This is a genomic window from Streptomyces sp. NPDC023573 (assembly GCF_055559735.1).
This window is the reverse complement of record NZ_JBVHKB010000006.1, coordinates 29,686-55,431: the sequence shown is the minus strand read 5'-3', so window position 1 is coordinate 55,431 and position 25,746 is coordinate 29,686. Positions and strand designations below refer to the sequence as shown.

General features: G+C 70.5%; 26 protein-coding genes, 1 tRNA gene and 2 pseudogenes. 11 read left to right on the top strand and 18 right to left on the bottom strand.

The genetic code is table 11. The annotated features are described in order from the left end of the window. Positions 1-74: 74 nt before the first annotated feature. Positions 75-737: a fascin domain-containing protein gene (locus tag ACZ32T_RS20355; RefSeq protein WP_467368548.1), complete on the top strand. Its 663-nt coding sequence runs from the start codon at positions 75-77 to the stop codon at positions 735-737. A 158-nt stretch (positions 738-895) separates the two neighbouring features. Here the strand turns inward: ACZ32T_RS20355 and ACZ32T_RS20350 are convergent, their stop codons facing one another. The 3 genes from ACZ32T_RS20350 to ACZ32T_RS20340 are packed head-to-tail and all read right to left on the bottom strand — an operon-like array spanning position 896 to position 3,842. Further along, positions 896-1,531 (bottom strand): LutC/YkgG family protein, encoded by a 636-nt coding sequence (locus tag ACZ32T_RS20350; RefSeq protein ID WP_467368123.1) that lies wholly within the window; start codon positions 1,529-1,531, stop codon positions 896-898. Next, a complete protein-coding gene (locus ACZ32T_RS20345; protein ID WP_467368121.1) occupies positions 1,528-3,078 on the bottom strand; it encodes a lactate utilization protein B in 1,551 nt (516 codons plus the stop codon). The genes ACZ32T_RS20350 and ACZ32T_RS20345 overlap by 4 nt, the downstream gene beginning before the upstream one ends. After that, positions 3,075-3,842 carry a (Fe-S)-binding protein gene (locus tag ACZ32T_RS20340; protein WP_467368119.1) on the bottom strand — a complete coding sequence of 256 codons (768 nt, stop codon included), beginning with the start codon at positions 3,840-3,842 and terminating at the stop codon, positions 3,075-3,077. The genes ACZ32T_RS20345 and ACZ32T_RS20340 overlap by 4 nt, the downstream gene beginning before the upstream one ends. A 187-nt stretch (positions 3,843-4,029) precedes the next feature. Between ACZ32T_RS20340 and ACZ32T_RS20335 the strand changes: the two are divergent. After that, a pseudogene (locus ACZ32T_RS20335) lies at positions 4,030-5,717 on the top strand (L-lactate permease). Positions 5,718-5,731: 14 nt separating this feature from the next. Here the strand turns inward: ACZ32T_RS20335 and ACZ32T_RS20330 are convergent. Continuing rightward, entirely contained in the window at positions 5,732-6,529 is a 798-nt protein-coding gene (locus tag ACZ32T_RS20330; protein ID WP_467368117.1) for a FadR/GntR family transcriptional regulator, read from the bottom strand. 142 nt (positions 6,530-6,671) lie between these two features. Beyond that, positions 6,672-6,959, bottom strand: coding sequence for a hypothetical protein (locus tag ACZ32T_RS20325; protein ID WP_467368114.1), 288 nt, complete (start codon positions 6,957-6,959; stop codon positions 6,672-6,674). Between the two features lie 245 nt (positions 6,960-7,204). Between ACZ32T_RS20325 and ACZ32T_RS20320 the strand changes: the two genes are divergently transcribed. The 3 genes from ACZ32T_RS20320 to ACZ32T_RS20310 all read left to right on the top strand — a co-directional run bounded on the left by ACZ32T_RS20320 (position 7,205) and on the right by ACZ32T_RS20310 (position 9,814). Then, positions 7,205-8,158: a HAMP domain-containing sensor histidine kinase gene (locus ACZ32T_RS20320; RefSeq protein ID WP_467368112.1), complete on the top strand. Its 954-nt coding sequence runs from the start codon at positions 7,205-7,207 to the stop codon at positions 8,156-8,158. A gap of 2 nt (positions 8,159-8,160) precedes the next feature. Next, positions 8,161-8,832 (top strand): response regulator, encoded by a 672-nt coding sequence (locus ACZ32T_RS20315; protein ID WP_467368110.1) that lies wholly within the window; start codon positions 8,161-8,163, stop codon positions 8,830-8,832. 91 nt (positions 8,833-8,923) lie between these two features. Further along, positions 8,924-9,814, top strand: a complete 891-nt coding sequence (locus ACZ32T_RS20310; RefSeq protein WP_467368108.1) for a DUF2510 domain-containing protein — start codon at positions 8,924-8,926, stop codon at positions 9,812-9,814. 69 nt (positions 9,815-9,883) lie between these two features. Here the strand turns inward: ACZ32T_RS20310 and ACZ32T_RS20305 are convergent, their stop codons facing one another. From ACZ32T_RS20305 to ACZ32T_RS20280, 6 genes and pseudogenes are all read right to left on the bottom strand, one after another. Continuing rightward, positions 9,884-10,375, bottom strand: a complete 492-nt coding sequence (locus ACZ32T_RS20305) for a hypothetical protein (RefSeq protein ID WP_467368106.1) — start codon at positions 10,373-10,375, stop codon at positions 9,884-9,886. Beyond that, a complete protein-coding gene (locus ACZ32T_RS20300) occupies positions 10,372-12,861 on the bottom strand; it encodes a molybdopterin oxidoreductase family protein (RefSeq protein WP_467368104.1) in 2,490 nt (829 codons plus the stop codon). Before ACZ32T_RS20300 ends, ACZ32T_RS20305 begins: the two co-directional genes overlap by 4 nt. 352 nt (positions 12,862-13,213) lie before the next feature. Further along, on the bottom strand, positions 13,214-14,320 hold the full coding sequence (locus tag ACZ32T_RS20295) for a lytic polysaccharide monooxygenase auxiliary activity family 9 protein (RefSeq protein WP_467368102.1): 1,107 nt from the start codon (positions 14,318-14,320) through the stop codon (positions 13,214-13,216). Between the two features lie 249 nt (positions 14,321-14,569). Beyond that, positions 14,570-15,703, bottom strand: a complete 1,134-nt coding sequence (locus tag ACZ32T_RS20290) for a glycoside hydrolase family 12 protein (RefSeq protein ID WP_467368100.1) — start codon at positions 15,701-15,703, stop codon at positions 14,570-14,572. 297 nt (positions 15,704-16,000) lie between these two features. After that, a pseudogene (locus ACZ32T_RS20285) lies at positions 16,001-16,225 on the bottom strand (substrate-binding domain-containing protein); the annotation flags it as partial. Positions 16,226-16,612: 387 nt separating this feature from the next. Continuing rightward, the gene (locus ACZ32T_RS20280; protein ID WP_467368098.1) at positions 16,613-17,197 is read right to left on the bottom strand and encodes a CGNR zinc finger domain-containing protein; all 585 of its coding nucleotides are present in this window, start codon (positions 17,195-17,197) and stop codon (positions 16,613-16,615) included. A 153-nt stretch (positions 17,198-17,350) separates the two neighbouring features. On the opposite strand from ACZ32T_RS20280, the gene ACZ32T_RS20275 reads away from it, so the two are divergent. The 4 genes from ACZ32T_RS20275 (at position 17,351) to ACZ32T_RS20260 (ending at position 20,290) form a co-directional block, all read left to right on the top strand. After that, on the top strand, positions 17,351-17,806 hold the full coding sequence (locus ACZ32T_RS20275) for a VOC family protein (protein ID WP_467368096.1): 456 nt from the start codon (positions 17,351-17,353) through the stop codon (positions 17,804-17,806). Positions 17,807-17,896: 90 nt separating this feature from the next. Beyond that, on the top strand, positions 17,897-18,817 hold the full coding sequence (locus ACZ32T_RS20270) for a pyridoxamine 5'-phosphate oxidase family protein (protein WP_467368094.1): 921 nt from the start codon (positions 17,897-17,899) through the stop codon (positions 18,815-18,817). Between the two features lie 43 nt (positions 18,818-18,860). Then, complete coding sequence (locus ACZ32T_RS20265) at positions 18,861-19,067, top strand: ferredoxin (protein WP_467368091.1); 207 nt, start codon at positions 18,861-18,863, stop codon at positions 19,065-19,067. Continuing rightward, entirely contained in the window at positions 19,064-20,290 is a 1,227-nt protein-coding gene (locus ACZ32T_RS20260) for an NAD(P)/FAD-dependent oxidoreductase (RefSeq protein ID WP_467368089.1), read from the top strand. Before ACZ32T_RS20265 ends, ACZ32T_RS20260 begins: the two co-directional genes overlap by 4 nt. Before the next feature lie 233 nt (positions 20,291-20,523). Here ACZ32T_RS20260 and ACZ32T_RS20255 read toward each other — a convergent pair whose 3' ends face one another. The 3 genes from ACZ32T_RS20255 to ACZ32T_RS20245 form a co-directional block, all read right to left on the bottom strand. Further along, a complete protein-coding gene (locus ACZ32T_RS20255) occupies positions 20,524-20,949 on the bottom strand; it encodes a hypothetical protein (RefSeq protein WP_467368087.1) in 426 nt (141 codons plus the stop codon). Between the two features lie 297 nt (positions 20,950-21,246). Then, positions 21,247-21,320, bottom strand: a tRNA-Pro gene (locus tag ACZ32T_RS20250). Positions 21,321-21,432: 112 nt separating this feature from the next. After that, on the bottom strand, positions 21,433-22,380 hold the full coding sequence (locus tag ACZ32T_RS20245) for an NAD-dependent epimerase/dehydratase family protein (RefSeq protein ID WP_467368085.1): 948 nt from the start codon (positions 22,378-22,380) through the stop codon (positions 21,433-21,435). Positions 22,381-22,403: 23 nt separating this feature from the next. Between ACZ32T_RS20245 and ACZ32T_RS20240 the strand changes: the two genes are divergently transcribed. Together ACZ32T_RS20240 and ACZ32T_RS20235 are read left to right on the top strand one after the other, a co-directional pair. After that, positions 22,404-22,838, top strand: a complete 435-nt coding sequence (locus ACZ32T_RS20240; protein WP_467368083.1) for a TetR/AcrR family transcriptional regulator — start codon at positions 22,404-22,406, stop codon at positions 22,836-22,838. A 188-nt stretch (positions 22,839-23,026) separates the two neighbouring features. Then, a complete protein-coding gene (locus tag ACZ32T_RS20235) occupies positions 23,027-23,752 on the top strand; it encodes a TetR/AcrR family transcriptional regulator (protein WP_467273142.1) in 726 nt (241 codons plus the stop codon). A gap of 16 nt (positions 23,753-23,768) precedes the next feature. Here the strand turns inward: ACZ32T_RS20235 and ACZ32T_RS20230 are convergent, their stop codons facing one another. Genes ACZ32T_RS20230 through ACZ32T_RS20215 form a run of 4 tightly spaced genes read right to left on the bottom strand, consistent with a single transcriptional unit; the run spans position 23,769 to position 25,741 of the window. After that, positions 23,769-24,347: a GAF domain-containing protein gene (locus ACZ32T_RS20230; protein WP_467273141.1), complete on the bottom strand. Its 579-nt coding sequence runs from the start codon at positions 24,345-24,347 to the stop codon at positions 23,769-23,771. Next, on the bottom strand, positions 24,344-24,955 hold the full coding sequence (locus ACZ32T_RS20225) for a GTP-binding protein (RefSeq protein WP_467273140.1): 612 nt from the start codon (positions 24,953-24,955) through the stop codon (positions 24,344-24,346). Before ACZ32T_RS20225 ends, ACZ32T_RS20230 begins: the two co-directional genes overlap by 4 nt. Then, a complete protein-coding gene (locus tag ACZ32T_RS20220) occupies positions 24,933-25,304 on the bottom strand; it encodes a DUF742 domain-containing protein (RefSeq protein ID WP_467368081.1) in 372 nt (123 codons plus the stop codon). The genes ACZ32T_RS20225 and ACZ32T_RS20220 overlap by 23 nt, the downstream gene beginning before the upstream one ends. A gap of 2 nt (positions 25,305-25,306) precedes the next feature. Continuing rightward, positions 25,307-25,741 carry a roadblock/LC7 domain-containing protein gene (locus ACZ32T_RS20215; RefSeq protein WP_014152748.1) on the bottom strand — a complete coding sequence of 145 codons (435 nt, stop codon included), beginning with the start codon at positions 25,739-25,741 and terminating at the stop codon, positions 25,307-25,309. Between the last annotated feature and the right edge of the window lie 5 nt (positions 25,742-25,746).

The following is a 25,746-nucleotide window of genomic DNA, read 5'->3' as shown; positions in this document are numbered from 1 at the left end:
GTGCACCATGGCGAACCCTTTGTCCCGCAGGCCCGAAATTCTTCGACGACAAGTGAGGAAGACCTGTGCGACGCATCACGTCCGTTATTCTTTCCCTGAGCGCCCTTGTTGCGGCCTCCGCGCTGGCCGTACCGGCGGCCGGAGCCGCGCCGCAGGCCGATGCGGCTCCGGTACCCAGTGGCTGGGTCGCTGTGGACGGTGCCGGACTGCGGCACATCGCCGACACGGCGGACACCCTGCGGGCCCCGCTCACCGCGGGCCGCAGCGCCTCCGTCGCGGCTGCCGAGCCGGAACTCCTGGCCCTGCAGTCGGCCCGCAACGAGAAGTTCGTCGCCACCGAGGTCAATTACGCGGCCCCGAACACCGGTGCCCTGCGGGCCCGTTCCGCCCAGGTGGGCGGCGGCTGGGAAGGCTTCGCCTTCGAATTCGACGAGGCCACCGAGACGGTCGCGCTGAAGTCGCTGGCGAACGACCGCTATGTGGCGGTCGAGAAGAACTACACCGGCAACGCGCAGAACATCCTGCGCGCCCGCTCGACGAGTGTGGGCGGCTGGGAGCAGTTCTTCCTCTACTACAACGAGAGCCTGGACCGCTTCGCGCTGCAGTCCACGCTGAACGGGCTCTTCGTCGCCATGGAGAACAGCTACACCGGCTCCCTTCAGTACGCGCTGCGCGCTCGCTCGGCCGAGATCACCGGCTCCTGGGAGGAGTTCACCCTCTACGGCCTGGAGGCCTGACACGGGACGGCGACCCGGCGCCCGCGGGAGCGGGTGCGGGGTCGCCGTCACCGGCCCGGAGACACCTTCGGCACAGGGCCGCCGGACCCGGCCGGACGGCGCGCGGTCGGCCTGGGCCCGGGCCGAGGACGACGACACCCCGCGTGGTCCGGAGCAATCTAGGCGTCGGTGCGGATCACCACCGCGAGGGTGCGGGGGCCGTGGACGCCTTCCACCCGCTCCAGTTCGATGTCGGACGTGGCCGAGGGGCCGCTGATCAGTGTCGTCGGCCTCTGAGGCACCAGCCGGGCCACCGCCTCCGGCACGCCCGCCACGACGGTGGACAGGTCGACCACGCAGACGTGGAGGTCGGGGACGAGGGACAGGGCCCGCCGGCCCTGGTCGGGTGAGCCGTCCAGGAAGATCGTGCCGGTCTCGGCGCAGCTGACGGCGGAGGCCGTCACCACCCCGTCCAGCGCGTCGAGGCTCGGGGCGGGAATGTCCGCCGAGTCCCGCTGGATCTCGCCGTCGTAGGCGGTGAGCCACTGTTCGTCCAAACCGTCCGGAACGCCGATCCGGCGGGCGCCGCGCTCGCGCAGGACCTCGCCGATCACGTCGGCCGTACGGTCGGCGGCGCAGGGGTGGACCTGCGCCTTGTAGTCGACGAGCCGGTCGGTGAGCAGTTCCAGACGTGCGTCGTCGGGGAGGGTGCGGCCGGTGCGGTACCCGCGAGGGATCTCGACGCCGGGGGCGGGGGCGATGGCCAGGGCATCCCTGATCCGGCCGAGCACCGACTCGCGCGCGGTGGTCGTCACTGTTCCTCCTGGTGGTCGTCGGCGCGCCGGGCGGCGCCCTCCTCGGAGGCGTCCCGCATGGTGGCCGCGCCTTCGGCGGAGGCGAGCCAGGAGCGGAAGGACTGCTTGGGCGGGGCGGCGGTGTCGCGGCTGGCGCTCCAGCCGTCGAACGGTGCGGGCAGGTGGGAGATCGTGCGGTCGCGTCCGCCGACGCCGACGGAGCGGCTGAGGGAGGCGGCCTTCTGCGCGGCCGTGTAGATCTTCGGTGACTTCATCACGGTGGCGGCGGCCTTCATCGCCAGCTTCTCCGCCGTGGTGCCGGACTGTTCGGTGTTCTGGTGGCGGAGCTCGACCAGCAGCGAAGGGATGTCGATCTTGACCGGGCAGGCGTCGAAACAGGCGCCGCAGAGACTGGAGGCGTACGGCAGCGAGCTGTTGGGGTCGTCCTTCGCGGCGTGCATTCCGGCGAGCTGCGGGGTGAGGACCGCGCCGATGGGGCCGGGGTACGTCGATCCGTAGGCGTGTCCGCCGGCCCGTTCGTACACCGGGCAGACGTTGAGGCAGGCCGAGCAGCGGATGCAGTTGAGGGCTTCGCGGCCCACCTTGTCGGCGAGCGCGGCCGTACGCCCGTTGTCGAGGAGGACGAGGTGGAACTCCTGCGGGCCGTCCCCGGGGGTCACCCCGGTCCACATCGACGTGTAGGGGTTCATCCGCTCGCCGGTGGAGGAACGCGGCAGCAGCTGGAAGAAGACCTCCAGGTCCTGGAAGCGCGGCAGGACCTTCTCGATGCCCATCACGGTGATCAGGGTGTCGGGCAGGGTCAGGCACATCCGGCCGTTGCCCTCGGACTCGACGACGGAGAGGGTCCCGGACTCGGCGATGCCGAAGTTGGCCCCGGAGACGGCAACCTTGGTGGTCATGAACTTCTCGCGCAGATAGGCGCGGGCGGCGGCGGCCAGATGCGCGGGCACGTTGTCGAGCGCGGGGTCGACGCCGGGGATCTCCTTGAGGAAGATCTCCCGGATCTCGTCGCGGTTGCGGTGGATCGCCGGGACCAGGATGTGCGAGGGCTTGTCGTGGGCGAGCTGCACGATGAGCTCTGCGAGGTCGGTCTCGTAGGGCGTGATGCCCTGGGCCTCGAGGTGCTCGTTGAGGCCGATCTCCTGCGTGGCCATCGACTTGACCTTGATGACGTCACTGCTGCCGGTGTCCTTGATCAGCCGGGTGACGATCTCGTTGGCCTCGACGCCGTCACGCGCCCAGTGGACGGTGCCGCCGTGCTCGGTGACCTTCCGTTCCAGCTCCTCGAGCAGTTCGGGCAACCTGTTCATGGTGTCGGTCTTGATGGCCGATCCGGCGTCACGCAGCTCTTCCCAGTCCGGCAGTTCGCCGGTGACGCCGATGCGCTTGGCGCGGATGGTGTGGGTGGCCCGGCCGAGGTTGCGGCGCAGCTGCTCGTTGCGCAGCTCGTCGTGGGCGGCCTCGGGGAACTTGCGCTCCCCCCGCAGGTTTCCGGTCCCGTACGGCGAGCGGGGCGGGGCGGCGGGCATGCCGAGGAACGTGCTCATCGGGCGGCCTCCATCAGGGCGTACGGCGCGGCGCGGGTGGATCCGAGGATCTGGGCGAGATGCAGGGTTCGCGTACCGGACTTGATGCGGGAGAGCCCGCCGCCGATGTGCATCAGGCAGGAGGAGTCCCCGGCGGAGCAGACGTCTGCCTTCGTGGCGGAGATGTTGCGCATCTTGTCCTGGAGCATCGCGGTGGAGGTCTCGGCGTTCTTGACGGCGAAGGTGCCGCCGAAGCCGCAGCAGGAGTCGGCCTCCGGCAGCTCGACGAGGTCGATCGCCTCGACGGAGCGCAGCAGCCGCAGCGGTTTGTCACCGACCCTCAGCATCCGCAGGGAGTGGCAGGTGGGGTGGTAGGTGACCCGGTGCGGGAAGTACGCGCCGACCTGGGTGACTTGGAGAACGTCGACGAGGAGCTCGGAGAGCTCGTACGTCTTGGCCTTGACCGTGGCGACCCCGGCGCGGAGGGCCGCGTCGCCGTACCGTTCGGCGACGATCTCGTGCTGGTGTCGCACCGAGCCGGCACACGATCCGGACGGCATGACGACCGCGTCGATCGAGGCGTCCCCGAACTGCTCGGCGAAGTTGCGCACCAGCGGGACGGGTTCGCGCTGATAGCCGGTGTTGACGTGCATCTGGCCGCAGCAGGTCTGGTCCGGCGGGAAGACCACCTCGTGGCCAAGGCGGGCGAGCAGCACCGCGGTGGATTTAACCGCCTCCGGGAAAAGTGTGTCTCCCAGACAGGTGGCGAAGAGTCCGATACGCATGGGGCCTCCCCGATCGCAAGTTGTGGTCGGACCATACTACCCTCAGTCCGTTTGAGGAAGGGGCCGCGCAGTGGGTGCGCCCACTCATCAGTGGACACCGCCCGACAGCGGAGCAAGCGCTTTCCCCTACACCTCCACCGAACTTGCCCTCGAAGTCGTTCCGGTTCGCCCTGCCCCGTACCACTCGATGAGGAGTAGTTCCGTGGCTCCCGCACCTGCCACCGCGCTTGCTTCGTATACACCGGATGTACATGCGATCGCGGACAGCCTTCCGGCGACCGCGCTGGTCAGTCTGATCCCGCTCGCCGTGTTCTTCCTGCTCCTGATGGTGGCGAAGCGCTCGGCACTGGTGTCCGCGCTGGGATCGGTGCTCACGGCCCTCCTCGTGGCGGTGACCGGGTTCCGCATGCCGGTCGAGCTCGGCCTGCTCTCGGCGTCCCAGGGCCTGCTGTTCGGCCTGTTCCCGGTGATGCTGATCGTCGTCGCGGCGATCTGGTTCTACGAGCTCACGGTCGTCAGCGGCAGGTTCGAGGACCTGCGCCGGTCGTTCAGCGCTGTCGGCCGGGGTGTCTGCGCGTCCAGGCGATGCTCATCGCGTTCTGTTTCGGCGGCCTGCTCGAAGCGCTGGCGGGATTCGGCGCTCCCGTCGCCATCACGGCCGTGATGCTGATGGCGCTCGGCCTGCCCCCGGTGAAGGCCGCCGTGACGGTCCTTCTCGCCAACACCGCGCCGGTCGCGTTCGGCGCCAAGGCCATCCCGGTCACCACGGCGGGCAACCTGACCGGCATCCCGGCGGAGGACATCGCCGCGGTCATCGGCCGCCAGTCCCCGCCGCTCGCCCCCTTCGTGCCCCTGCTGCTGCTGTTCGTCGTGGACGGCACCCGTGGCGTCCGTCAGCTGTGGCCGATCGCACTGGTCACCGGGGCGGTCTTCGCGGTGGCCCAGTACTGGTGCTCCAGCCACTTCGCCTATGAGCTCACCGACGTGGTCGCCTCGCTCGCCGGATTCGGCGCCGCCGTGCTCATGCTGCGCTTCTGGAAGCCCCGCACCCCCGACGACCAGCACTCCCAGGTCGAGAACGAGGCGCTCACGCCGCACCGGGTCACCTACGCCGTGCTCCCGTACATCCTGGTGATCGCGATCTCCGCCGTCGCCAAGCTGGACATCGGCGCGGTCGACGTGGCGAAGCTCCTCGGCCACCTGAATCTCACCGTCGAATGGCCGGGCCTCCACGGCGAGCTGCTCACCTCCGGCGGAGCCCCCTCGTCCAGCGCGGTCTACAAGCTGGAGGTCCTGGGGAACCCGGACACCCTGCTGATCATCTCGGGCGTCCTGGTCACACTGATCTACCGGTACGCGAAGGACCGCGACGCCTGTCCGATGACCGGCGCCATGGCGTTCTCCGCGGCCGGCCGCACCCTGAAGAACATGCGGGGCGCCATCATGACGGTCGCCACGGTGCTCGCGCTGAGCTACGTGATGAACCAGTCGGGCCAGACCGTGGCCATCGGCACCTGGCTGGCGACAGCGGGCGGACTCTTCGCCCTCCTCTCGCCGATCCTCGGCTGGCTGGGCACCGCGGTGACGGGCTCCGACACCTCCGCCAACGCTCTCTTCGCCAACCTCCAGCAGACAGCCGGCCGGACCGCCGGGATCGATCCGACGCTGCTGGTCGCCGCGAACACCTCGGGCGGTGTGGTGGCCAAGCTCGTGAGTCCGCAGAACCTGACCATCGCCGCCACCGCCGTCGGGATGCCCGGCTCGGAGCGCGTCCTGCTGCGCAAGGTGGCCGGGTACAGCGTCGGCATGCTGGCCGTCCTGTGTGTGCTGGTCTATCTCCAGTCCACGTCGGTGCTCTCCTGGATGCTGCCGTGACCGAGGCTCTGCCGCTACGCGGTACCGGCGTCGTCGGCACCGCTGTCTTCGGCACCACCGTCCTCGGCACCACCGTCTTCGGCACCGCTCCGGTCCTCGTCGACCAGCGTGCCGTGGAACCCGCGGATGTGGAGCTCGGCCAGGTCGGCCGCCGCCTCGCCGTCGCCGGTGCGCACCAGCCGCAGCAACTCGGCGTGCTGGGCGTTGAGCTGCGTCCGGGTGGCGTCCCAGTCGTCCACCTCTTCGAGAGCTCGCAGGATGAGGGGACGCACGGACTCCCGCACCGCCGCGGTCAGGGTCGAGGTGAGCGCGTTACCCGAACTGCTGGCCACCTTGACGTGGAACTGGGTGTCGAGTTCGTTGAACTCCTCCGGCAGGATGCCCGGCTGTGACATCCGGTGGACCACCGCACCGGCCTCGTCCAGGTCCGCCTCGACGGCGTGTGTCGCGGCGGCGGCGAAGCTGGAACGCTCCAGGGCGACCCGGGCCTCCATCACGTCGTGCAGGCTGTAGCTGCCCAGGGCGAAATGGAGGCGCAGCAGCCGGCCGAGGGCGTCGTCCGGGTTACGCACGATGCGGGCCCCCGAGTCCGGGCCCCGGCCGGGCTGCGCGACCAGCACGCCGATGGTCTCCAGCACCCGGAGTGCCTCGCGCAGAGCGGAACGGCTCACCCCGAAGACGGGGGCGAGCTCACGCTCGGGCGGCAGTCGGTCACCGGCCCTGAGCTTCCCGGCGAAGACCTGCTCCTCGATGCTCTGCAGGACGAGTTCGTGGGTTCGGGACTGCCGCACGGGCTGCCACTCGACAGGCATCCGCTACTCCCCGTTCCGGCCGATATGCATAACTCGACTATGTCACACACACCATGTGGTCGGACCAGAGAAAGCCGGAGGAGATGTCCGGCGCCGGTCGCCGGGCACCCCACCCGGCCACGGGCGCGGGCGGGGCCGCGGCTCAAGCGGCCGTCCGGTGACCGGGGCGGCGCCCGCGGCGGTGGTCCGGGTCGAAGAGCTGTCCTCCCACCCCGGCCGCGACCAGTCCGGCCGCGATGAGCAGCCCGTGGCCGACAGCGATCCCGGTCGTCAATGCTGCCAGTCCGACGACCAGCCACACCCAGGCGGCGGCGGACCGGGGCCGCCGCCCCCGGGGAGCCGCCCGCGGGACCTTCCTGCCGGACGCCGGGCAGTCGTGGGGCGGTTCCGGCCTGGTGCCGTCCCGGAGCCGCTCGTCCTGGTGAGCCATGATGTCTCCCTCCCTCGGCGATTCCCCGGGCCGCGGGCGGCGTGCCCGCCGCGTCCCGCTCCAGCCGGTGCGCCGGACTTCGATCGTCGTACGAGGGGGTGTCCCGGTCCATCAGGGCCGGCACCCATCTTCAAGGGGCGGCACCATGCAGACGCTCCCCGGGCGGTGGCCCTGCGCGTGGCTCCGGGGGCGGACCGGCCATAGTGGAGGCACTCCCCGAGCGTACGAAGGAGGCCCGGCCGGCCGTGTCCCTGTTCTGGCGCATCTTCCTGCTCAACGCCGCGGTGCTGGTGGCCGCCGGGGCGCTGCTGCTGCTCGGCCCGATCACCGTCTCCGCCCCGGTTGTGCTGACCGAGGCCCTCATCCTGGCCGGTGGAATGGCCCTGATGCTCGGCGCGAACGCGTTTCTCCTGCGCCTGGGACTCGCTCCGCTGCAACGGGTCACCAGGGCGATGACGACCATCGACCTGCTGAGCCCGCGGCCGCGTCCCGAAGTCGCCGGCGAGGGGGAGGTCGCGGCGCTGATCGAGACGTTCAACAGCATGCTCGACCGGCTGGAGGCGGAGCGTGCGACGAGCAGCGCCCGGGCTCTCTGGGCCCAGGAGGCCGAACGCCGCCGGGTCGCACAGGAGTTGCACGACGAGGTGGGCCAGACCCTGACCGCGGTCCTGCTGGAGCTGAAACGGGTCACCGGTCATGCGCCCGAACCGCTGCGCGAGGAGCTCGCCCAGGTCCAGGAGATCACCCGGGGCAGCCTCGACGAGATCCGCCGGATCGCGCGAAGGCTGCGCCCGGGTGTACTGGAGGAGCTGGGGCTGGTCAGTGCGCTGACGGCCCTGACGACCGAGACCCCGACGCCGAAAGGGCTGACCATCAGACGGCGGACGGAGAAGGATCTGCCCCCGCTGGGCGAGGAGGCGGAGCTCGTCGTCTACCGCATCGCCCAGGAGGCGGTCACGAACACCGTCCGGCACGCCCGGGCAACCCTGCTCGAGATCTCCCTGCTCCGGAGCCCCGCCGGGGTGGAGCTGCGCATCCGTGACGACGGCCGCGGCCTCGGAAACGCCCCGGAGGGCGCCGGCCTGCGCGGCATGCGCGAACGCGCTCTGCTCATCGGTGCCGCACTCACTCTCGGCACCGGTGCCACGGGCGGCACGGACGTACGCCTCGATGTGCCCGTACGGAACGGAAGCGCGTGACCATGTCCCACTCCCCCGCCGGGTCCGGGAAGACCCGCATCCTGCTCGCCGACGACCACGCCCTGGTCCGGCGTGGGGTGCGGCTGATCCTCGACGGCGAACCGGACCTCCAGGTCGTCGCCGAGGCGGGTGACGGCGCCGAGGCCGTCGAGATGGCGCGCGCGGAGCGGCCGGACCTGGCCGTCCTGGACATCGCGATGCCACGCCTGACGGGCCTTCAGGCGGCCCGTGAGCTGTCCCGGGTCATGCCGGACCTGCGCATCCTGATGCTCACCATGTACGACAACGAGCAGTACTTCTTCGAGGCGTTGAAGGCCGGCGCCTCGGGTTTCGTGCTGAAGTCCGTCGCCGACCGGGATCTCGTCGAGGCGTGCCGTGCGGCCATGCGTGACGAGCCGTTCCTCTATCCCGGCGCGGTGACCGCTCTGATCCGGAACTATCTGGACCGGGTCAGGGACGGCGGCGACGTTCCGGAGAGGGCGATCACCGAGCGCGAGGAGGAGATCCTCAAGCTGGTCGCCGAGGGCCACTCGTCGAAGGAGATCGCGGGCATGCTCGTGATCAGCGTGAAGACCGTGGAGCGGCACCGGGCCAATCTGCTGCAGAAGCTGGGACTCCGCGACCGTCTGGAGCTCACCCGGTACGCGATCCGGGCCGGACTGATCGAGCCGTGACGCACGTCGCCTCCGGACACCGCGGCCTGGGTGACCACGACCACGCTGTGCGTTTCATAGGATTCTCACCCAGTGCGCTTACGGTGCTCTCGTGACCCAGACGACCCCGCCCGGCTGGCATCCAGATCCCGGGCACTCAGGAATCGGCCCCCTTCATGAACGCTGGTGGGACGGGAGCCGCTGGACCGACCAGCTCCGGATACCTCCCGCGACCGTCCGGCGTCGCCGCATACGCATCGGCGCGGGCATAGCCGCCGGCATCGTCGTACTCGCGGCCGTCGGTGGCGGCGCCTACCTGCTGGGCGACAGCTCGGACGACCGCGCCGAGACCGTGTCCACGGGCCCCGCCCCTTCGGAAAGTCCCCGTCCGCCGGGCGCCCCGGACGGCGGCGGCCAGGACGGCGGGGGTGGGATCCCCGATCAGCAGATGCCGCAGACCGAGGAGGGATACGCCACCGACGCGGCCAGCGGCATAAGCATTCCCGTACCGGACGGCTGGACCGGCCAGTCCGGACCGGTCGGCGCGGGGGTGACGACCGGCGAGTACGCCTGCCCCGGCGACGCGTCCGAGAAGTGTGTGCGCGGCGGGGTGTTCTCCGCACCGGCCCAGGCCCTGAAGGTCGAGGCGACCACGGCGAAGGCCGCGGCGGAGGCCGACATCAAGGCCAACGCCGAGGAGTCGTACGGCGAGAAGATCTACGGCGGCATCACCTCGCACGAGGAGCTCAAGTCCGAGGCCGTCACGGTCGCCGGGCAGAAGGGCTATCAGGTGCGCTGGAAGGTGGTGACGAAGAACGGCGACGACGGATACGTCGAGTCGCTCGCGTTCCCCTCCCCCAACGTCGAGGACATGCTCGTGGTTGTCCGCTCGGGCTTCGACATCAACGCCGATGCGCCGAAGCTCTCGGTGCTGGACGACATCACCAAGGGCATCAAGGAGGCGGAGGGCGGCGGTTCCGGCTCCGCGGGTGAGACCGCCTGAGTGATCCGATCACGGACGGAGGCCGTACCGGGAAGTTCCGGTACGGCCTCTCTCACAGCCGCGCGCCGGTCAGGCACTCGTGAGGATCTGAGGGGACAGGTTCTTGATCATGGTGTTGGTCCAGCGCATCTGACGCAGCGTGCGGGGGTGGCAGGCCGTTGCCAGGTTCAGCAGCCGCGTGTCCTTCGCTGCCTGTCCGGCTTGGGCGAGCATCTCCCAGTACAGCGAGTTCCCGGCTGCGCCGAGGTGCAGGTCCCGGAGGTCTTCGAGCAGGAGAAGACCGGGTTCGGGCCGATGGCCCATGGCTTCGGCGGATTTCCCGCGGATCGTCGGCATGAGGCCCGAGGCGGACCGGTGCGCAGGAGCGTCGAGAGTCAGACCGTAGTGGCCGGCTGTCTCCGCCAGGCGGGCGCAGTGCTCGTCGGACCAGGTGACCAGGTCCTTCGCCACGTGGTGGACCTCGTGTTCGGTGCTGTGGCGTTCGGCGACGACGACCAGTTCCCTGGCCAGTTGCCGCTCTCCGTGGTGCAGCGCACGCAGGGTGAGGGTGATTCCGTTCACTGTGCGCCTCCGTCGGTGTCGTCCCCGTACATGCCGGTCGTCTCCCGGACCCGCGCCGCGACACCGCCTTCGGTGGGTCTGACGCTGCCCCTGCGCGAAGGTGCCGACGCGGTGGTCGTGGGGGCGGGGGCAGTGCGCCCCGCACTCTTCTCGAGAAGGGTCACCGCAGCCGCGGCCGTCTTGAACAGCGGCTGCTTGGAGACCGGGTCCCAGTCGGTGACGGTCGTCTCGTTCGCCGCACGCGGCGGGGTCCTGTCGTCCGGACCCGAGCCGGAGTCCGTGTCCCAGTAGCCGTAGTGGAAGGGGACGAACAGCAGGCCGGGCCGGATGTCGGTCGTTCTCAGCCGTCCTCGCAGGACACCTCGTGGGCTGGTGACTTCCACGAGGTCGCCCTCGCCGAGTCCATGGGCTGTCGCGTCGGAGGAGGAGATCTCCACCCACACGTCGGGCGCCGCCGCGTTCAGCTGAGGGGCGCGGCCCGTCTTGGTGCGGGTGTGGAAGTGGTAGAGGGTGCGCCCGGTGGTCAGCTGGAAGGGATAGGCGTCGCTCGGTGCCTCGTGCGGCGGGACGAACTCGGCGGCTCTGAGCATCGCCTTGCCGTCGGGGTTGGAGGAGCGGTACTCGGCTTCCGGGACGGACGCGCCGGTGAGGAGGTCCTTGCCGTAGGTCTCGCACACGTCCGGTTCCGCCCAGGTGACGCCCTGGGTGTACAGGCGGGGGGTTCCCTCCGGCACCTGCTCGGTGCACGGCCACTGGATGCCGCTGCCGCCGCGGAGTCCGCCGTAGGTGAGGCCGGTGTAGTCGCAGGGGCGGCCGGCACTGCAGCGTTTCCACGCCTCGAAGGCGGACTCCGGGTCGCTCCAGGTGATCAGCGGTGCGCCGTCCTTGTCCCGGAAGTCCATGCGCTCGGCGTAGTCGAGGAAGATGTCCAGGTCCGGCCTCGCTTCGCCCGGCGGTTCCACCGCCTTGTCGGACAGGTGCACGGTGCGGTCCGCGTTGGTGAAGGTGCCGGTCTTCTCACCCCATGTCGCCGCCGGCAGGACCACGTCCGCCAGCTGTGCGGTCTCCGTGAGGAACAGGTCCTGGACCACGACGAACAGCCGGTCCTGCGAGAGGACGGAGCGGATGCGCGACAGCTCGGGCAGGGAGACGGCCGGATTGGTGCCGCTGATCCACAGCATGCGGATCGAGCCCTGTTCCGCGTAGCGGAACATCTGCATGGCGTGGGTGGGCGGGGCGTAGTGCGGGATCGTCGTGGTCTCGACGTTCCAGACCTTGGCGAGGTCGGCCACGTGCTGGTCGTTCTGCCAGTTGCGGAACCCGGGGAGGTCGCCGTCGGCGCCGCATTCCCGGGTGTTCTGAGCGGTGGGCTGACCGTTCATCTGCAGCACGCCGGCGCCCGGCCGTCCCAGCATGCCGCGGAGCAGATGAAGGTTGTTGATCTGCACCGCGGCGGCCGTGGCCTGGTGGGACTGGTAGACACCCTGCAGGACGGTGGACAGGAGCCTGTCGGCCGTGCCGAGCACCTCGGCCGCCTCCACGATCCGCGCGGCCGGTACGTCGCAGACGCGCGACGCCCACTCGGGGGTGCACTCCTCGACCGTCCTGGCCAGCTCGTCGAAACCGACGGTGTGGGCCTCGACGTAGTCGTGGTCGACGCGGTCGGTGCGGATGACCTCGTGCAGGAGGGCGTTGAGCAGTGCGACGTTCGTCCCGACCCGTGGGGCCAGGTGCACGGTGGCCGCACGCGCGACCCGGGTGGGCCGGGGATCCACACACACCAGACGGGGCGGATCACCTCCCGCCAGCCGGTCGAGGACGCGCATCCACTGCACGGGCTGGGTCTCGGCGAGGTTGTGACCGAACAGCGCGATCACGTCCGCGTGGTCGATGTCGTCGTACGTACCGGGCTGACCGTCACAGCCGAAGGACTCCTTGAGAGCCTCGGCCGCGGTCGACGTACAGAGGCGCGTGTTCCCGTCGAGATGATTCGTGCCGATACCGGCACGGGCCGCGACGGCCAGCGTGTAGTACTCCTCCAGGAACAGCTGGCCCGAGGTGTAGAAGCCGATCGACCCGGGGCCGCGCTCCCGGAGCAGGTCGCGCGAGCGCGTGGCCACCAGCTCCATCGCGGTGTCCCAGTCCGTCTCGACCAACCGCCCGTCGCGACGGACCAGCGGCTTGGTCAGGCGGTCCGGTGAGGCGTTGGCCTGCCAGCCGAACACGTCCTTCGGCCCCAGCCGGCCGCGATTGACCCGGTCCACCACCCGGCCGCGCACCCCCACCATCCGGCCGTCCTTGACCGCGATGTCCATGGCGTCACCGTCGGAGTGCAGGATCGAAGCGGCCTGGACCCACCGCTCCACGCTCCCTGGCTCCACACCCTCCGCCAGGTGCGTGTCCACGCGCGGCGGCCACGCCTGGCCACGGGCGTACGGAGTGCGGCCGCCCCACGGCTGTGCGATCCGGTCGACCGAATGTTCCATGCGTACCACCCGTCAGCGCTTGCGGCGCCGGTTGCACCGACCGCTCATCGGTACCCGCAACGGGCTTCCTCTAACGGCTCCACGTCAGCCCGCAGTGGCCCGGGCACGCGGGCACCGGCCGGCGCTGCCTCGTGTTTCGTCCGCGCCGCTCTCCCTTGGAACGACCAAGGGCCGGCTCCGGATCTGCCTGAAACCGGCCCTGGTCTACGGGGTCCAGCGGAGCTTCACGCACATGGTCCGGTGGTAGCGGCGGTGTCACCCGCCGGCCGCCGCCACGGTGGGCCAGTCAGCAGGGAAGCAGGACAGCGCAGGCTCCCCGAGATGCGGGAGCCGGCGCTGCCTCTGTCAGCGGCTACGGGTTGACGCAGCCGATCGAGCCGACCGGGAGGTTGTTGCCGGCCGATGTCGCTGTGAATCCGAAGGTGACGCTGCCGTCCGGTGGGATGGACCGGTTGTAGTCGAGACTCCTGACCGTGACCGTGCCGTCGGACCCAGTGGTCAGCGCACCGTTCCATACGCTGCTGATCTTGGCTCCGGCGCCGGGTGTCCACTCCACCGCCCAGCCGTCACGCGCCGTCGTGCCGTGGTTCATGACCTCGACGGACCCCTGGAATCCACCGCTCCAGTAGTTGGTCACGCGGTAGACGGCCATGCACCCGCTGTGCGGGTCGGTCGGCGTGGGGGTCGGGTCCGGGGTCGGCGTGGGGTCCGGCGTGGGCGTCGGGTCCGGGGTGCTGCCCGAGCCCCGGATGCCGGTGACCTCGCCGTTGCCGCCGTCGAAGACGACGTCGGAGCAGGAGAAGAAGTTCTCCTGGCTGTCCGAGCGCACCCACTGGATGAACATCACCGCGTCACCCGAGCGGCCCGAGGGCAGGTCCAGATCCCAGTAGTAGTGGCCGCCGTCCGTGCCCGGGGAGCCCGTCTGGGGCGGGTTGGTGACGGTCTCGATCAGGTCCAGGTCGTCCCAGCCCAGCTCCGTGCTGGGTGAGTAGCCGGGCTTGGACAGGTACACCCGGAAGGAGCCCGGGTGCGCGGCCCAGTTGCTGTGCTTGACCTGGATCGTCCGGCCGGCCGTCAGGTGCGTGCGGGGCCAGTCGGAGCGGGCGGCGTTGTATCCGGTGAAGTTGTACGGCGACCGGTCACCGGCGCTGCACAGCTTTCCGTCCGGGACGTAACCGGCCCCTCGTCCACCCGCGTTGGAGTCGAGCACGGCGAACCAGTTGTACAGCGCCGTCGAGCCGCTCTCGCTGAGCGCGGCCTCGCACGCCGGGTTGGTCGGGTCCAGGGCGCCGGTGCTGGTCTTGGCGTCCAGCCAGCAGAGGTAGGTACGCGAGCCCGGCGTCATCGTCACGCCGTGAGCCTGCGCGTTGCCCTGGCCCAGCAGTGCCAGGGCGATTCCGCCGAGCAGGGTCGCGAACACCGCCGCCAGGGAAACAAGTTGTCTCTTGCGTCGAGCCATGGTGTCTCCTGTGCCTGTGTGGGGACTTCTTCCGATTGCGCCTGTCTCCTTCCGTCACCGTCCGGTGAGGGAACCCTCGCTCGGCGGAGACGGCGCCCGCCTTGATGAGCGAGGGATCTGAAAGTGCCGTGCGCGGCCCGGGGAGGCGCTGGGTCCGAGGCGGCTCTGCGGCAAGGCGGGCGGGGAGCGCGGGGCCCGCCCCGTACGTGCGGGGAGGTGAGTGGGGCGGGCCGTCGTCGTGCGCTGGATTCAGGCGCAGCGGGCACCGTTGAGGCTGAATGCAGACGGCTGCGAGAATGTGCCGCTGTAGGTCCCCTGGAAACCGAACGTCTGGCTGGAGCCGGCCGCTATCCGGGCGCTGTGCGCGAGGCCGGTCGCCGTCACCGCTCCGGACGCCCCGCTGACGGTGGCGTTCCACGCGTTGGTGACGCGTTGCCCGGAGGGCAGGGTGAAGGACAGCTTCCAGGAGTCGACGGGCGTCACACCGGTGTTGGCGACCGTGACGTCGGCGGTGAAGCCGCCGGTCCAGACGTTCGTCGCGTAGGTCACCTTGCAGGCCGTCACCGGGTCCCCGGGCCCACCCGGATCGCCGGTGCCCGGAGTCCCGAGGTTCACAGCCGACGAGAAGGAGTTCACCGCGAGCCCGGCACCGTTCTGCCACGGCTCGAAGCCGGCCTGGACACTCGTGAGATACCAGTTGTTCTGGGCCATGCCGCGGGAGACGGTGTTCCGGACGAAGTCCATGACGTCGAAGCTCCAGCTGGAGACGGCCGACGGGGCGACGAAGGAGATGACGTCGTTGGAGCCGTTGCTGCCCGTCCACACCTGCCAGGTGCGCCCTCCTACGGAGGCGGTGCCGACCTGCGAGCCGATCGGCTGGATCGGGCCGACCTTGTTGAACCAGATCATGATCTCGGTGCGGTTCACCCCGTCCTTCTTGGGTGTGGGGTCCAGCCAGATGTCGTACGACGCGTTGTACACGGCGTCGCCGACATAGCCGTAGGAGATGCTGCTGGGAGCGCTGGCGATACCGCTGACCTGCGCCGGGAGATTACTTCCGGGCGAACAGTTGGTGTAGTGACAGCCGTTGAAGACCGAGGGATAGGATTTCGGGGCGCCGTTCGTGGGGACGGAGCCGTCGGCCCGGGTCACCCTGAAGCCGCTGTCGGTAGCGGTGACGCACTGGGGGGCGCTGGTGCCCCAGCGGTTGTTCTGGACCACGTAGCGGCCCTGGATCGTCGTCGAACCGTACTCCTCGCAGACCAGGGTGTCCGCGTGGGCCGCCGGAGCGGCGGCCAGGACGGCCGCCACGGTGGCGAGAGCGAGGAGCAGCGCGCCGAGCAGGCTGCGTGAGGTTCTGGGGCGGTGCGGTGACGCTCGCATGCGGGGCCTCTCCAGGAGGGATGACCGGGTGGGGCGATCAGGGAATCGGGAGCGCCCAGCCGCCTTCCGCTGGGAGCGCTCCCACCCGCTGGTTCGTAGGGGACTGTAGGAGCGTCGGTGTGCCCTGACAACCCATCGGGGCGGAATGCGGCAAACGGATTCCGGAGGGGCAGGTCAGGGGCAGGGGTTGAGCCGTGCGACTTCGGGAGCGCTCCCGATGGGGCGCGCTGGGGACCTCTGGCACGTCCGCACCGGGCCGGTCCGCTGGCCGGCGGCCGGGTGCGCGAGGGCGGCCCAGGCCGACTCGCGCGCCACCCGCCGGATCCGCAGGATCACATGACGCCAGGCGACCTCCGGCTGGTCCATCTCCTCCAGCAGCAGCAGCCGCCGCTCCGTGAACCGGCCGATCTCCTCCATCTGCTGGCGGCCGGTCGTCAGCGGCGGTTTCGTCTGCTCGGCCGGCTCGAAGTCGTCGAAGCCGACCACCGCCACGTCCGCGGGCACCCGTTGTGGTGTGCGACGGCACGGTGGGGACAAAGTGGCCGGTCGGAGGCTGAGGCTATTCCGGCTGGGGCCATCGCTTGATGATGTGCGGCGCGGAGAACGGAGCCGGCCAGGTCTGCGGACGGACTTCCTCGGTCGCCTCGGACTCCTCGTCTGATTCGGACGGCAGCGGCCAGGTTCCGGCGAGAGGCCCGGGCTCGGGTCCAACCTGCGGGCACGTCGAATCGTGCCGCGTCGTCGAGGCAGTCGGTGCAGCCCATCACGATGAGCCGTCCCGAGGGCCTGCGGAGGCTTGCCTCGACGACGTGGTCGAAGTCGTCGCTGTCGTCGTGCGGCTGATGTGCGAGGACATGCACCCTGACCGCCACGGTGTCGTTGGCGGCGGTGCCGACGGCCAGGGCATCTTCAGTGCTGCCGATCAGTGCTGCGGCGCGCGTAGTGGCGCTGCGCCTTCGCCCGGTTGCCGCACCCGGCCATGGAGCACCAGCGGCGGGTGCCGTTCTTGGACACATCGTAGAAGTGCAGCACGCACGCCTCGTTCGCGCAGGGGCGGATCCGGTCCGGCCGCTCGGCCACCAACTGCAGCCAGTTCTCGGCCGCGTACCAGGCGGGCGCCCACGCCGGGTGCGTCAGCTCGACCACGGACTCGGGCGTTCCGGCGGCTCCGAGGCGCCAGCGTATCCGGCCGGCTCCTAGGACTTCGTTGAGCGCAGCCGCGGCCCGCGCCGGGGGCGGGTCCTTTCGCAGGACCAGGGTGTCGAGCGCCGTGCGGGTCTGCAGCAACGGGTCGAGGGTGGCGTGGTCCGCCGCCGGGGTGAAGGGACCGGTCGCCGCCCGCACGGAAGCACCTGCCAGCCAGACGCCGAGCCCGTCGACGGAGCCGAGCAGGTCGTGATGCCCGTCGGCGTCGATCCAGCGGGTGTTGAGCAGATCGAGCGCGAGCGGTTCTCCGGTGAGCGGCCGCGGGTCGGTGCCGATGGGATGCGGCATGGCTGGGTCCTTCCGTCGCCGGCAGTCGGAGTTGCCATGTCGATACTAACCGGCCAAGTGGAGATCAACGGTTGACCTTGATTGTCTCTAACCATTAAAGTCACTTTCAACGGTTGCGAGAGCGCTCGCAGCCCCTACGAAACCGGGGAAGTCATGAGCAAGGCGGAGAACCTGCAGACCGGCCACATCGGTCTCAACGTCACCGATCTGGACCGTTCGCTCGCCTTCTACCGCGAGGTCTTCGACTTCGAGGTACTGGCCGAAGGCAAGGAGGACGGTCGGCGCTGGGCCTTCCTCGGCCGGGGTGGGCGGCTCCTCGTGACCCTCTGGCAGCAGAGCGAGGGCACCTTCGCGACCGACCTGCCCGGCCTGCACCACCTCTCCTTCCAGGTCGACACGATCGAGGAGGTCAGGGCGACGGAAGAGGTCCTGCGCACGCTGGGCGCGGAGTTCACCTACCAGGGCGTCGTGCCGCACGGCGAGAGCGGAGCCTCCGGCGGCATCTTCTTCACCGACCCCGACGGCACCCGCCTGGAGATCTACGCGCCCACCGGGGCCGACCCGTCCGCCGCCCCGACCGCCGGTGCCCCCACCTGCGGCTTCTTCTAGATACCGCGGAACGGAGAAGCCACCACCCGCCCCCGCGCGTACGCCACGTCCCACGGAGTGCGCACGGGTCCACAGCCGGAAGGACATGCCGTGATCGCTTACCACAGCGGCGAGATCACCGTGCAGGGGCGAGCCGGCCTCGCCCGGCAGGCGGAGCTCTCTCGCGGAGCCATCGTGAACACCGTTCCCGACGTGGCGGCGGGCTTCCTGGCCCAGCAGCCGATGATCGTGATCGGCGGCAAGGACCGCGACGGCCGGATCTGGGCCACCCAGCTCACCGGCCCGCCCGGCTTCCTCGAAGCGGCGGGCGACGTCTTGACCATCGGCGCGTTGCCACCCCCCGAGGACCCGCTGGCCGGACCACTCACCGAAGCCGGGGCCGACGCCCCCGCCCGGATCGGCATGATCGCGATCGAACCGGCCACCCGCCGCAGGATGCGTGTCAACGGACGAGCCGTCCGCACCGGTGACCAGTTGCACGTCACCGTCGACCAGGTGGTCGCCAACTGCCCCAAGTACATCCAGAAACGCGACCACCGCACGCTCGCGCCGGACGACCGGACCGCCGAGCGCACCGTCACCGACGGCACCGAACTGAGCCCCGACCAGCAGCGGACGCTGCGCGAGGCGGACACCTTCTTCGTCGCCACCGCCTCGGAGCGGGGCGACGCCGACGCCTCCCACCGGGGAGGCAACCCCGGTTTCGTCCGCGTCCTCTCCCCGACCTTGCTGTTCTGGCCCGACTACGCGGGCAATGCCATGTTCCTGACTCTCGGCAACCTGGAACGCAACGCGTCCGCAGGCCTCCTCGTACCCGGCTGGGACACGGGGACCACCCTGCACGTCACCGGCAGCGCCCGCACGGTCTGGGACGCACAGGCAACCGCCGCGATCCCCGGCGCCCAGCGGATCGTCGAGTTCGCCGTCACGGGCGTACGGGAGATCACGGCCCTCTCCCCGCTGCGGTGGACCGCGCCCGCCTACTCCCGTTTCAACCCGCCGGCCGCCTGAGCGCGCGCCGTGCCCCTCACTTCCGACCATCGCAGGAGCCCCTATGCAGATCTCCGTGGACATGAACCTGTGTGAGAGCCACGGGCAGTGCGTCTTCGCGGCGCCCGAGGTCTTCTCTTTCGACGACGAGGAATACCTCGTCCACGACGCCGCCCCCGACGACGCGCTGCGCGAGAAGGTGAAGAGGGCCGCCACCGCCTGCCCCGTCCGCGCGATCACCATCGGCTCCCTCTCGGCGGCCGCCTCGTGACCACCGCCCCTCCCCACCCCCGGGACATCCTGATCGTCGGCGCCTCCCTGGCCGGCGTCAGAGCAGCGGAGACACTGCGGGCGGAAGGCTTCACCGGAACGCTGACCGTCGCCGGGAACGAACGCCTCGCCCCTTACGACCGCCCCCCGCTGTCCAAGGGGTTCCTCACCGCCGAAGGCGATCCGCCGGCGACGAAAATCCCGCTGTCCGACGAACTTCGCGCCCGCTGGCTCCTTGGACGGACCGCGGTCGCGCTCGACGTCCGGGCCAGGACCGTCGCGTTCTCGGACGGGACGCGACTGCCGTACGACGGTCTTGTGATCGCCACCGGTGCCACCGCCCGTCGTACCGCCGGTCCGCCGGCTCCGGCGAAGGGCGTGTTCACCTTGCGCGGCCACGACGACGCCACCCGGCTCCGCGGCGCGCTCGCGCGGAGCCGCTCCCTGCTCGTCGTCGGCGCGGGCTTCCTCGGCGGCGAGATCGCCGCGGCCGGCCGGGCCCGCGGCCTCGACGTCACGCTCGTGGAGAGGGAAGCCGTCCCGCTGGAGCGCGCCGTCGGTCCCGAGGTGGGGGCGTTCATCGGCGTACTGCACCGGGAGGCGGGCATCCACCTGCGGGCCGGCACGACGGTGACGGAATTCCGGACCGCCGGCGATGGCGGCCTCTCCGGGGCGCTGCTGGCCGACGGGACCGAGGTCGCCGCCGATACCGCGGTGCTGGCCCTGGGCGCCCTGCCCGCCACCGACTGGCTGACGGAGTCCGGCCTGCGCACCGACGGCGGCGTGCACTGCGACACCCGCCTGCTGGCCTTGGCCCTGGATGGCACGCCCGTGCCCGGCGTCGTCGTCGCGGGAGACGTCGCCAGGGCGCCGCAGCCGCTGGCGGGCGGAGCCGCCCTGGCGCTCGGCCACTGGACCAACGCGGTGGATCAGGCGGCGACGGCGGCGCGCACCCTGCTGCGCGGTGCGGAGAGCCCGGCCTTCGACGAGGTCCCGTCCTTCTGGTCCGACCTGCACGGCGTCCGGATCCGTTCCGTGGGCCTCCCCGCCGTCGCCGACACGGTGAAGATCCACGAGCTGGACCTTTCCACCCGGCGGTTGGAAGCCAGTTACCACCGGGCGGGACGCCTGGTCGGAGCCCTGACGGTCGGCCGGACATCCCGTCTCGCGGCCTACCGCCGATCGCTGGCAGAAGCGTCCCGTGCGCATCTCACCGCCGTGTGACACCGGGCGCCGTGAAGGCGGCGGCCCGGTGGACGCGCCGGGAGGACCAGGCGCGATGGCGGCGGCAACGACGTAGATGGTGATGCCGGCCGCGAATCCTCCTGGCAGCCAGCTGAGCAGGCCGGAGTCGGCGTGGTCGACGAGCTGGCGGATCGCGCCCTGTCCTCCAAGGACGACGAGAGCCCCACCAAGGATCTGCAGACCGTCGTACTTCGTGCGATGCCCTCCAGAGCTCAAGACGTCGCCGCCTCAGCAGAAGCACCGCTGAGGACGGTGGGGAACCAGGTGTGAACGGGAGTGAGTGTCGGTGATGCAGGCCATCCATTGATCGTCGCCAGGAGCTGCCAGTAGCGCTTGGCATGTGGGGCAACGGTCATCTGTAGGCGGGCGAGGAGCCAACGGCGCAGATCGCCGTCGCCGGCACACGCGAATGCGTGGCCGGCGAGGCCGCCCAGTGAGTCGGCCAGGGGTGCGGTCTTGAAGGACGGGGGAAGGACGCCGGCGGAGACGGCTTCGTCGATTCGTTCACGCATGGCTTGGTTGAGACCGCCGTGCAGGCTGCCGACGTCCTGCTGGGAAGACGCTTCCGCCTGTTCCTCAGCCATGCGCCGTGCAGCGGTACGGAAGTCGGCGTTCTGGCAGAGTTCGGCGAGTTCCATCCAGGCCTGGCAGACGGGACTGACATGGTTCGCCGATGCCGGGGTTCAGTTGCACGGCCTTCGCTGGACGGCCGGCCACGGATCCCTGATGACCACACAGCGCTACCGACATCCGGACGTACGCAAGATCGCGGCAGCCGGCACAGCGTGCTACGCGCACCGCGTTCGCTGCCGGGCCCGGTCGTCATGACCCGCTGACGCCGGCCAAGGAGGCTGGTCCCCAGCTGGTCCCCAGAAACGAGTCAGGGCCGGTTTCGGATTGCTCCGAAACCGGCCCTGACCTACGACTGTCTCCAGTCGGGACGACAGGATTTGAACCTGCGACCCCTTGACCCCCAGTCAAGTGCGCTACCAAGCTGCGCCACGTCCCGATGCCCGCCTGACCTGGGGTTTCCCCTGGCCGAACGCGCATGAGAACAATACCGCACTTGCACCGGTGCTCACGAACCCGTTTCCGGCCCCGGCGCCGGCGGCCCACTGCTCTCAGCGCGAGGCCAGGAACGCCCGGTACCAGGCGAGGGTGGCGTCCAGGGTGTCGGAGAGCGGAGTGGGCGACAGTCCGTAGGCCTTCTCGATGGCGGAGGAGTCGACGGTCTGGCCTTCGGTGTGCTGGTAGAACATCTCGGCGTACGCGGCCATGAAGACCTCGTCGAAGGGTCCGAACGGGCGCGGCTCGGCGACGACCGTGAGGTCCAGGGGCCGGCCGACCCGCTCCTCGATCATCGCGAAGATCTGGCGCGTGGTGAGCGCCGGAGCCGTGGGCAGGTGCCAGACGCGTCCGTCGCCGGACGGCTCCTCGCCGAGGGTGGCGAGTCCGGTCGCGACATCGGCGATGTACGTGTAGCTGTGCGGCAGGTCGATGTCTCCGAGGGCCGGGACCCGGCCGCCGGTGAGCGCCGCGGGGAAGACGGCGCCGCCCAGTGTGGAGTTGAGCACTCCCGGCCCGACGAAGTCGGCAGAGCGGCCCAGCACGGCGCGGACCCGCCCCTCGGCGTGCGCGGCGAGGTACCGCGCGTCGAGCTCCGCGCGCATCACGCCCTTGCCACTCGTCGCGTTCCACGGAGTGTCCTCGGTCATCACCGCACCGTGCGTCTCTCCGTACGGGTAGAGCGTGTCGAGGACGACGAGACGCGCGCCGGTCGCCTCGGTCGCCGCGAGGACGGCCTTCTGTATGCGGGGCATCACCTCGACCTGGAGGTGATAAGCGACGTTGACGCAGTGGTACACGACAGCCGCCCCCTCGACGGCCTGGCGGGCGCCTTCGGGGGTGGACACGTCCGCCGCGAAGCGGCCGACGCCCTTGATTTCAGGACCCTGCCCGTTCCGGTCGACGAGGCGGACCTGGTGGCCTCGGGTGGCGAGCTCCCGGGCCAGGGCGGTGCCGGCCGGCCCGGCGCCGAGGACGGTGTGGAGAGCGGGTGCGGTGGGCATGGGTGTGCTCCTTCGACTCAGCGTTGGGTTATGACCCCTCACTTCTGTTAGAGACTGTAACTCTCGCGACGAGTCGTAGCAATGCGCCCCCACAACCCTGGGCAGCCACGCTCACTTCCGCCCGCCGCGGCGACGCTTCGGATGGCCAGGACCGCGGCTCCGTAGCCCGCGCCCTCCGGGTTGAGAGCCGTACCGGGCACCACGACGCGGTCGATGCGGTCCTGAAGCAGATCGCGAAGGACCCGGGCGTCGGGATCGCCACGCTGTACCGGCGCTTCCCGACCCGCGAGCAGCTGGTCGACGCCACCTACCGCTACGAGACGGTCCGCCCCTCCGCCCGGACGTCGGGTCTCCTGGGCGAGCTGCCCGCCGTCCAGGCACTGCGCGTCCGGATGTCCGAGGTGCCGGACCACGTCGCCACCAAGCACGGCATGGCCGACACACTCCTGTCCTCATGAGCCTCGCGGGCGTCACCCTCAACGCCGGGACCGCACGCCAGCGCGCACAGGCCGAGCGACTGCTCGACCTGCTGATGGACGGCATCACCCGCACGCAGGGGTGGCCTCATCCTTGTTACGCTTCGTAACGGAAGTGATCGCGTCTAGCGGTCGTGGGCGTCGAGCAGAGCGAGCAGAGGAGTCCCCCGATGGTCCGAGGCCAGGAGGGCCCCCGTGCCCGCTACCGGGAGCAGACCCGGTCGGAGATCAAGGACACGGCGCTGCGGCAGCTGGCCGAGTCGGGAGCCGGCGCCCTCGCGCTGACCCGGGTCGCCAAGGAGATGGGCCTGTCGGGGCCGGCGCTCTACCGGTATTTCGCGGGCCGCGACGATCTGCTGAGCGCGCTGATCAGGGACGCCTACGACGACGCGGCCACGGCGGTCGCCGATGCGGCGGGCGCAGCGGAGGAGGCGGGGCGGAGCCCGCGTGCCCGGCTGCAGGCTCTGGGCGGCGCCTACCGTGCCTGGGCGGCGGCGGAGCCGCACCGCTACCTGCTGATCCAGGGCGCCCCCGTGCCGGGCTATGTCGCCCCCGGCGACACCCGGGACCGCGCCCGGGCTGTGCTCGGCCCGTTCCTGCCGCTCTTCGCGGCCGGGTCACCTGGGCCGAGCGCGTCCGCCCTGGTGAGCGAGATGGAGGCCTGGCTCACGGCCGACACAGGTGTCGGCGAGTGGGTCGCCCGGTACGCCCCGCACACGGCTTCGGACACGCGCCGCGCGGCGTGCGGTCTGGCGGGCGCCGTACTCGTATGGGCGCAGCTGCACGGCTCCGTGGGGCTGGAGACGGCGGGGCAGTTCACCGGGATGGGGCACAGCGGCGACACCCTCCTCGCCGCACAACTGCACCTGCTCGCGGACGCCTTCGCACTGGACTGAGCGTCCGCATCCGGCGTCAGGGGGGCGAGACCTCCCGGCGTTCGATCTGTACGGCGAATTCCCGGGCCAGCAGCTTGATGGCGTCGAGTCCGGCCCGGCCCCAGGCCCGCGGCACGGTATCGACGGCGCAGACGGTGCCGAGCGCGATGCCCGTACGGTCGATGAGCGGGGCGCCGAGGTAGGAGCGGATGCCTATGTCGTCGACCACCGGATTGCCCGCGAACCGCGGATAGTCGCAGACGTCGTCCAGCACGAGGGCCTTGCGCCGCACGAGCACGTGCGGGCAGTAGCCGTGGTCCCTGGCCAGGTACCGGCCGCCGTTTCCGGCCGCGGCGACCGCGCCCAGGTCCGCTCCGCCCCGGATGCCGGCCGGGGTGTGCAGCCCCGCGAAGAACTGCCGGTTCTCGTCGATGAAGTTGACTATCGAGAACGGCGTCGCGGTGACCTCCGCCACCCGGTCGGCGAAGGCGTCGAAGCTGTCGAACGAGGCGTCGGCGCGCTCCCCCAGACCGAGCCTCCGCAGCCGTGCGCTCCTGCGCGCCCCGTCCTGGTCGACGGGGGTGAGCAGCGGCCGGCCCGTCCCGTACGGGATCACGGATGGGCTCCGAAGCCCGAGAGCGGCGCCGGTGCGGTGGCGTTGATGAGGTGCTGGACGAGTGTGACCAGCGCCCCCGTTCCCGAGCTGGCGATCCTGGCGTCGCAGAGGACGACCGGCACCGCCGGGCCGAGATCGAGAGCCGCCCGCACCTCTTCCGGTTCGTAACGGTAGGCACCGTCGAACTCGTTGACCGCGACGATGAATCCGATACCGCGCCGCTCGAAGAAGTCGACGGCCGGGAAGCATTCGGCCAGTCGGCGTGTGTCGGCGAGCACGACCGCTCCCAGGGCGCCCTTGGACAGCTCGTCCCACATGAACCAGAAGCGCTCCTGCCCCGGGGTACCGAAGAGGTAGAGCACGTGCTGCTCGGACAGCGTGATCCGGCCGAAGTCCATGGCCACGGTGGTCGCCGACTTGGACTCGATGCCCTCGAGGCTGTCGGTCGCCGCGCTGACCTGCGTCAGGAGCTCCTCGGTACTCAGCGGTGCGATCTCACTGACGGCGCCCACGAACGTCGTTTTGCCGACGCCGAAACCGCCCGCGACCAGGATCTTGAGGGCCACGGGAAAGTATTCGGAGCTGTCAGAGCTGTCGTCGTAGACCATCGAGCACTGCCTCCAGCAGGGATCGGTCGGTTGGCATGTCATGGAACGCGGGGGCGTGCGCGGTGACCGCTCCGCAGTCGACCAGGTCGGACAGGAGGACCTTGGTGATGACGGCGGGCAGTCGCAGGTGGGCGGCGATCTCCGCCACGGACGTGGGCCCGCCGCAGAGCTCCAGGGCCACGGTGTGCTCAGGACCGAGGTGGGCCTGGGGCAGGCTCCCCGTGGCCATCACCAGGGAGAGCAGGTCGAGCACGGTGGTCGGCCTGGTCCGGCCGTTGCTCACGGTGTACGGGCGGATGAGCCGGCCTGCCGCGTCGTCGAGCAACGGCCCGTCCTGCGGGGCCGGCATCCTCACAGCCCCGGGGTGAACGGCGCTCCGGCCGGCTGCCGGAGCGGCGTCATCAGGTACGGGCGCACGCTCTTGACCAGCATGGCCATCTCGTACCCCAGGACGGCGGCGTCCGCCTCGCGGCCCGCGAGGACGGCGAGACAGGTGCCGGAGCCGGCGGTGGAGACGAACAGGAGCGTCGAGTCGAGCTCGACCACGACCTGCCGCACGTCACCGTTGTCACCGAATCTGGCACCGGCGCTGCGGCCGAGTGAGTACAGGCCCGCGGCCAGGGCGGCCATGTGATCGGCGCTGTCGGCGTCCATGCCGTGTACCGATTTCACCAGGCCGTCCGCCGAGAGGAGGACGGCGCTGCGCGTGTAGGGCACGCGTTGGACCAGGCCGCTCAACAGCCAGTCGAGGTCCGAGACCTGACCGGACGGCATTTCGCTCGTCATGGTTC